The sequence below is a fragment of the Mesorhizobium sp. M2C.T.Ca.TU.002.02.1.1 genome (assembly GCF_003997225.1).
Genome location: NZ_RZTO01000447.1, coordinates 1 through 5122 on the forward strand (window position 1 = coordinate 1; position 5122 = coordinate 5122).

Genomic DNA, 5122 nt, shown 5'->3' on the forward strand with positions numbered 1-5122 from the left:
CCCTTGCGGCCGCGCACGATCGGCGCCAGCAGATAGAGGCGCGTGCCTTCCTCCAGCGCCAGCACGCGGTCGACCATCTGCGACACCGTCTGGCTCTCGATAGGCAGGCCGGTGGCCGGCGAATAGGGGATGCCGACGCGCGCGAAGAGCAGGCGCATGTAGTCGTAAATTTCGGTGACGGTGCCGACCGTCGAGCGCGGGTTGCGCGAGGTGGTCTTCTGCTCGATCGAGATGGCGGGCGACAGGCCGTCGATCTGGTCGACGTCCGGTTTCTGCATCATCTCGAGGAACTGCCGCGCATAGGCCGACAGGCTTTCGACGTAACGGCGCTGGCCCTCGGCATAGATGGTGTCGAAAGCGAGCGACGACTTGCCGGAGCCGGACAGCCCCGTCATGACGATCAGGCTGTCACGCGGCAGGTCGAGATCGACGTTCTTGAGATTGTGTTCGCGCGCCCCGCGAATGGAAAGGTATTTTTGGTCGGCCATCGCCGGTCGCCGCCTCAGATCTGGAATTTGCTGGATTGGGCGGGTTCGTCCCGGCCATCCCATATGTAGGTTGTTTTGCCGCCGCGTCGAGAGACGCCACAATCTCGACGGAAGAAGCCTATCTTGGGTTTAACCGCCTTTCGCGCGAGGGGGCAAGCGGAAAGAACAAAGGCCGAACACGCTCCTGACAAAGCGCTGTGGAAACAATCGCGCCAGGCGCCGTGGACACAAGTGCCGCCGATCCCGTCCCATTGATCCACAGGGCCACCCGGCTTACCCGTACGTAACCTCCTGCCGATCACATTTTTCGGTAACCGGCTATCGACGGTTGACGTCGCAGACCTAGGGGAGCAGTCTCAAAACCGTCAACGAAGCCGGCCGTCTTTCGATGGCCTCGCCGCCCAACAGGCGGCCTGCGAGACGCCGCAGGCGATAGCGATTTGCGCTTCGAACGACATTGTCGCAACGGACCCAGGAGCGGAGCATGACGCCACCGGACAGTCCCTTGAGGCTCCACACGGAGATGGAGCCGCGGCGGGCATAAGTGCCAGGGCAGACTTGAAACGCCAGCCCGACAAACCGTGACTTGCCGATTCCCTACAATCAGAGACGATAGTCGGATCGTCGGCTGAACGCCGCGTTGCATCCGAAACAGAACGCCGGCAGTCCACTCCCGGCTAAAGTTGGATTTCAGATCCATGAAGCCCCATCCGTCTGCACAGCAGGGATGGGGCTTACATTTTGTCATTCTCGTCATCCTTGGGCGTAGCGAAGCGAAGACCCAAGGATCCATGCCGTTACCTCAGTCGAGGGGCGCAACGGTGCAGAATTCTGTACCGTCGCATCGCATTGGCGTAACGGCATGGCTTCTATGGTCTGCGCCGCGTCGCTTCGCTCCTTGCTTCGCCATAGAATGATGGGCTGAGAAGCGCCTCAGCCAATCGCCACAGTCGTGTGGATTGCGCTGACAGGTATCACCCAATCAGACAAAATTCCCGTGGCAGGACGATCAGCGGTTCGGCAGCTTCATGCCGCCCGTCGCCATGTCGATCGTGATGCTGCCGCCGATCCTGACATCGGTGTTGCCGATCTTGAACGAACCGTTGTTGCCGGCGGGCTGCGCGTCATCCGGTTCCGGCTGCGGCGCCGGCTTGGCGATGCGGTAGTCGTCGCTGACCCCTGGCAATTTCTGCGTCGAGCTGTCGTCGGCAAGCGCGGTGCCGGCCATCAGCGCGGCGGCAAGCGCGGCGAGGATAGCGCACACATGTCTGGGCTGAACGGATCCGATCATACGCGGACTATAGGGACGCGGCTGGAGCGATGCCAGACGCGCGGCGATCAAATTGCCGCGCGTCTACCGCGACGTCAGGCCGCTTTCTTGCGCGTGTCGTAGACGTGGTCGACGAGACCCCAGTCCTTCGCTTCCGCGGCGCTCATGAAATAGTCGCGGTCGAGCGTGCGCTCGACCTCCTCGTAGGTGCGGCCGCAATGTTTGGCGTAGAGCTCGGTCATGTGCTGCTTGGTGCGCACGATGTCCTCGGCGTGGCGCTGGATGTCGGAGGCCTGGCCCTGGAAGCCGCCGAGCGGCTGATGCAGCACGATCCTGGTGTTGGGCAGGGCGATGCGGCGTCCCGGGGAGCCTGCCATCAGCAGGAAGGAGCCCATCGAGGCGGCAAAGCCCATGCATACCGTCGACACCGGGCAGGAGATGTATTGCATGGTGTCGTAGATGGCGAAGCCGCTGGTCACCATGCCGCCGGGCGAGTTGATGTAGAGCGAGATCTCCTTGTCGGGATTGTCCGATTCCAGCGACAGAAGCTGGGCGCAGACCAGCGCCGAGACATTGTCGTTGATCTCGCCATTGATGAAGACGATGCGCTCGCGCAGCAGCCGCGAAAAGATATCGAAGGAGCGCTCGCCGCGGCTCGATTGCTCGATGACCATCGGCACAAGGTTGGCAATGCTCATGACGGGTTTCCTCTGCTTCTATCGATCAGGCCGCGCGCAGCATCATTGAGGGCGCATTGGCGGAGGTCGGGTTCTTGCGCGCGTAAAGCGAAAGCCCGCAGCCGGCGCCGGAAACAGCGACGAGGGGCTGCGCGGCCGGCGCGAAGCCGTCATGCACGATGCGGAGATGCGTGCCGCCCGAGGCGGTGCCGGCAAGCGTGAAAGTGACGATGCTGTCGAAGGCGGGGAACTGGTCCGCATCCTTCGCGCCGGGCCGCTCGCGCCAGGAGTAGCGCAGCAGCCTGCCGGGCTCGGCCTCGAGCACCTCGCATTCGATCGGCGCATCCGGTCCGGCGAAGGCGAAGCGGCTGCCTGCTTCCGCCTTGATGTCGTTCGGCATCAGCCAGGCGGCGAGCAGTTCCGGCTCGGTCAGTGCCCGCCAGACTTTTTCCGGCGGATCGGGAAGGTCGCATTCGAAGCTGAGCGGCGCTTCGTCGACCGTCGGGTTTTCGGGTGCCGTCATTGATCCATTCCCTTCAGAACCGTCTTCAACTTCTCGATGCGTTCCGGCCAGAAGGCGCGGTAGCGCTCGATCCAGCCGAGCAGGGGGTCGAGCCCTTGCGGATCGGCGCGGTAATAGGCGTTGCGGCCGGCGCGCCGCTCGACCACGAGGCCAGCGCTGCGCAGCACGGCGAGATGCTGCGAGACCGCCGGCTGCGACACGCTCATGCCGGCGCGCAGCTCGCTCACGCTCATCTCGCTGGCGGTCAGCCGCTCGTAAACGGCGCGGCGCGTCGGGTCGGCAAGCGCCCGGAAAATCTCTGCCTCGATCATGGATAAAAGCATAAGTCGATACTTATCGATTTGGCAAGCTTCTATTTGATCGCCATATCGAGATACACGTTCAGGCGCCGCCTTTGCTGACATTCCTTGACAGAAAGGACGGTTCTGACTAGAACGAAAAGAGAACAAAAACCTTGTGGGAAAAGCCAGCCTTTGCGGGCATGGGCGACCCCAAGGCTGTAAGGTGAGCGACTTAAAATTTGTTTCGGATGAGCGCGGAGAAGTGAGATGGCGGGTAGCGTCAACAAGGTCATTCTGGTCGGCAATCTCGGGGCGGACCCTGAAATCCGCCGCCTGAATTCCGGCGATCCGGTCGTCAACATCCGCATCGCCACTTCGGAAAGCTGGCGCGACAAGAACTCGGGCGAGCGCAAGGAAAAGACCGAGTGGCATAATGTCGTGATCTTCAACGACCAGCTCGCCAAGGTGGCCGAGCAGTATTTGAAGAAGGGCATGAAGGTCTATGTCGAGGGCCAGCTGCAGACCCGCAAATGGCAGGACCAGACCGGCAACGACCGCTACACGACCGAGATCGTGCTGCAAAAATTCCGCGGCGAGTTGCAGATGCTCGACGCGCGCGGCGAGGGTGGCGGCGGCCAGGTCGGCAATTATTCCGGCGGCGGCAGCAGCCGCGGCTCCGATTTCGGCCAGTCCGGCCCGAACGAAGGTTTCAGCCGTGGTGGCGGCGGTTCCAGAGGTGGCGGTGGCGGCGGCTCGTCGCGCGAGCTGGACGACGAGATCCCGTTCTAAGTGTCTCGAAACGGGCATTTGAAGGAAGGCGCGATGTCGTTCGGACCGCTTCTGTCGGCGCCGCCTCCCATCCCATGGCATGCCTTCGCGGCCTTCGCCGCTTTAGCCATCGGCGGCGCCCAATTGGCGCTGCCGAAGGGGACTATGCGCCACCGCGCGCTGGGTTATGCCTGGGCGGCGCTGATGCTGATCATCGCCATATCCAGCTTCTGGATCCAGCAAATACGGCTCATCGGGCCGTTCAGTCCGATCCATCTGTTGTCGATCCTGGTGCTGGTCACCGTGCCGCTGGCGGTCTGGCACGCGCATAACCATCGGGTGGCAAAGCATCGCAAGGTGATGATCTCGCTCTATGTCTTTGCACTGATTGGCGCGGGCATTTTCACACTGCTGCCCGGTCGGATCATGCATATCGTCGTGTTCGGCCAGTAGGCGTGTTGATATTCAGGTGAGGCCGGCCTGCAAATGGCGGCTTCCTGTGCTTCCGGTGCTCACGTACTTCAAGTACGCTCCGCTCCGGTTCTCGAAGACCACCAATTTGGTCGCTTCGCGCCCGTCTTCGACTCCGGCGCGGCCTGACCTGAATCTCAACACGCCTTAGCGCGGACGGGAATTTTTCAAGGAAGATCAACGTGAAAGCACGCGTCAAATGGGTCGAGGAACGCACCTTCGTCGGCGAATCCGGCAGTGGGCATAAGGTCGTGCTGGGTACGGCGCATGGGCCGGATGGCAAGACGCCTGGACCGAGCCCGATGGAGCTGGTGCTGATCGGCACCGGCGGTTGCTCGGCCTTTGACGTCGTCCACATCCTCGAAAAGGGCCGCGAGGCGGTCGAGGATTGCGTGGTCGAGCTCGACGCCGACCGGGCCGAGACCGACCCCAAAGTGTTCACCCGCATCCACATGCATTTCATCGTCAAGGGCCGCGCGCTCTCGCACGACAAGGTCAAGCGCGCGATCGACCTGTCGATCGAGAAATACTGCTCGGCCAGCGCCATGATGGCGAAGACGGCGACGCTTACGCATGATTTCGAGGTGGTCGATACGGGGGCCAAGTAGGCAGTTGGCAGTAGGGGTGTCGCTCAAGCGGTCATG

7 protein-coding genes and 1 pseudogene are annotated in these 5122 nt (G+C 62.4%); 3 read left to right on the forward strand and 5 right to left on the reverse strand.

Annotation, left to right across the window (positions count from 1 at the left end; genetic code table 11):
• The 5 genes and pseudogenes from EOD07_RS21815 to EOD07_RS21835 all read right to left on the reverse strand — a co-directional run.
• Positions 1 to 488, reverse strand: a pseudogene (locus EOD07_RS21815) (excinuclease ABC subunit A); the annotation flags it as partial.
• 1009 nt (positions 489 to 1497) lie between these two features.
• On the reverse strand, positions 1498 to 1779 hold the full coding sequence (locus tag EOD07_RS21820) for a hypothetical protein (protein WP_127236944.1): 282 nt from the start codon (positions 1777 to 1779) through the stop codon (positions 1498 to 1500).
• 74 nt (positions 1780 to 1853) lie between these two features.
• Positions 1854 to 2456, reverse strand: coding sequence for an ATP-dependent Clp protease proteolytic subunit (locus EOD07_RS21825; RefSeq protein WP_040987151.1), 603 nt, complete (start codon positions 2454 to 2456; stop codon positions 1854 to 1856).
• A gap of 25 nt (positions 2457 to 2481) precedes the next feature.
• Positions 2482 to 2958 carry an SRPBCC domain-containing protein gene (locus EOD07_RS21830; RefSeq protein ID WP_127236945.1) on the reverse strand — a complete coding sequence of 159 codons (477 nt, stop codon included), beginning with the start codon at positions 2956 to 2958 and terminating at the stop codon, positions 2482 to 2484.
• Positions 2955 to 3269: a metalloregulator ArsR/SmtB family transcription factor gene (locus tag EOD07_RS21835; protein WP_040987153.1), complete on the reverse strand. Its 315-nt coding sequence runs from the start codon at positions 3267 to 3269 to the stop codon at positions 2955 to 2957. The genes EOD07_RS21830 and EOD07_RS21835 overlap by 4 nt, the downstream gene beginning before the upstream one ends.
• 237 nt (positions 3270 to 3506) lie before the next feature.
• On the opposite strand from EOD07_RS21835, the gene EOD07_RS21840 reads away from it, so the two are divergent.
• From EOD07_RS21840 to EOD07_RS21850, 3 genes are all read left to right on the forward strand, one after another.
• A complete protein-coding gene (locus tag EOD07_RS21840) occupies positions 3507 to 4028 on the forward strand; it encodes a single-stranded DNA-binding protein (protein ID WP_127236946.1) in 522 nt (173 codons plus the stop codon).
• Between the two features lie 33 nt (positions 4029 to 4061).
• On the forward strand, positions 4062 to 4460 hold the full coding sequence (locus tag EOD07_RS21845) for a DUF2306 domain-containing protein (protein ID WP_127236947.1): 399 nt from the start codon (positions 4062 to 4064) through the stop codon (positions 4458 to 4460).
• A 200-nt stretch (positions 4461 to 4660) separates the two neighbouring features.
• Positions 4661 to 5086, forward strand: a complete 426-nt coding sequence (locus EOD07_RS21850) for an OsmC family protein (RefSeq protein WP_127236948.1) — start codon at positions 4661 to 4663, stop codon at positions 5084 to 5086.
• Positions 5087 to 5122 lie beyond the last annotated feature (36 nt).

Coding starts and splice junctions, on each gene's coding strand:
- EOD07_RS21830 (WP_127236945.1), bottom strand. CDS start 2,958: ATGACGGCACCCGAAAACCCGACGGTCGACGAAGCGCCGCTCAGCTTC.
- EOD07_RS21820 (WP_127236944.1), bottom strand. CDS start 1,779: ATGATCGGATCCGTTCAGCCCAGACATGTGTGCGCTATCCTCGCCGCG.
- EOD07_RS21835 (WP_040987153.1), bottom strand. CDS start 3,269: ATGATCGAGGCAGAGATTTTCCGGGCGCTTGCCGACCCGACGCGCCGC.
- EOD07_RS21840 (WP_127236946.1), top strand. CDS start 3,507: ATGGCGGGTAGCGTCAACAAGGTCATTCTGGTCGGCAATCTCGGGGCG.
- EOD07_RS21825 (WP_040987151.1), bottom strand. CDS start 2,456: ATGAGCATTGCCAACCTTGTGCCGATGGTCATCGAGCAATCGAGCCGC.
- EOD07_RS21845 (WP_127236947.1), top strand. CDS start 4,062: ATGTCGTTCGGACCGCTTCTGTCGGCGCCGCCTCCCATCCCATGGCAT.